This is a genomic window from uncultured Campylobacter sp., assembly GCF_938017615.1.
Lineage (GTDB): Bacteria > Campylobacterota > Campylobacteria > Campylobacterales > Campylobacteraceae > Campylobacter_B.
The window spans coordinates 1-1,134 of the sequence record NZ_CALIJA010000175.1 but is presented as its reverse complement, the minus strand read 5'-3'; the positions used below and the strand labels follow the sequence as shown (position 1 = coordinate 1,134).

At 40.7% G+C, this 1,134-nt stretch carries 2 protein-coding genes; both read right to left on the bottom strand.

The features are described from left to right. On the bottom strand, positions 1-222 hold a 222-nt coding region (locus Q0620_RS08990; RefSeq protein ID WP_298784634.1), incomplete at its 3' end, for a PD-(D/E)XK nuclease family protein. 56 nt (positions 223-278) lie between these two features. Further along, positions 279-1,134 (bottom strand): DUF2779 domain-containing protein (locus Q0620_RS08985; RefSeq protein WP_298784632.1); only part of this gene is annotated, 856 nt, incomplete at its 5' end.

Here is a 1,134-nt window from a genome sequence, read left to right as displayed (position 1 = left end):
TGCTTTTATAAAAAGCTCCAAAAATAGCTCTTTTTGATAATGTGACGAGTTCGGATCGAGCAGCGAGCAAATAAAGCGCGAGTGCAACCGCACTTCGTCGCTAGCGTCAAAAAGCGCCAAAAATAGATTGTAGTCATTATTGCCGCGCAGCTTTTTCACTTCTAGCTTATCGCTTAAGACTTTGATTTGCTTTAGCATAGATTCAAATTTCTCTATATCCATATCTCCTCCTTTAAAATTTTAAAGCATTATAGCAGACAAACTAGGCATTTTTTGTCTTAGTGCACAGCCTCATAAAGTTTTTCTAAAATTTTAACCATTGCTAGCGTATCGAGCTTACAATATTCTAGCAGAGCCTGCTTATAAGCTTCGCGCTCTGTTTCTTTCATAAAAGTCATAGCGGCGTATGCTTGCATAGCTTCGCCTCCGTGATGGATTAAATTTAAATCCTTATACGCCAATTCTAATTCGGGCACGAGTGCGGGCAGGACGTATTTTATGGAGTAGCTACCTTTCATCGGATGGTAGTAGCTTTTGCTTGCAAAGGGTGCCATGATGTCTTTTATATTGTCGTGGATAGCCATAAGCTCGTTTGAGATTTGCGGATAAGCTTCCGCCATGCGTCTTATCACTCCTTTTTCAAAGCTCATATTATAGGCTAGCACGCAGGCGTCCTGCGGGATAAATTTGATTAAATTTAACGCTAACTCGTATCTAGGATCGGCGCCAGCCTCAGCTAAAAACTTAAAATGCTCTAAATTTCCCTTGCCGTCATCTTTGTGGATTGAAAACTGAAAAGGTATCTGCTCGTAAGGCCTAAGCCCAATAAATTGCGGCACCGCCTGCTGAAAGGTCTCAAAGTCGAGGTGATAGAGCGGGTAGCGGAGCGTATCCAAAAACTCTTTTATTGCATCTTTGTCTATGATCTGTTCTTGCGAGATTTCTGATTTTATTTGGATTTGCTGAGAGGCGTTAAATTTACTTAGATCTTTTATATCGTTAAATTTAACCACGCCGCTTTTATAAAGCTCAAATTTCTTTTTACTTCTTAAGCCGCTAATATCAAAAATACTATACTCAGGGATGCCTCGCTGCTTGCGCCAGCAGTACTCCAAAGCATCGCAAGTATAAGGA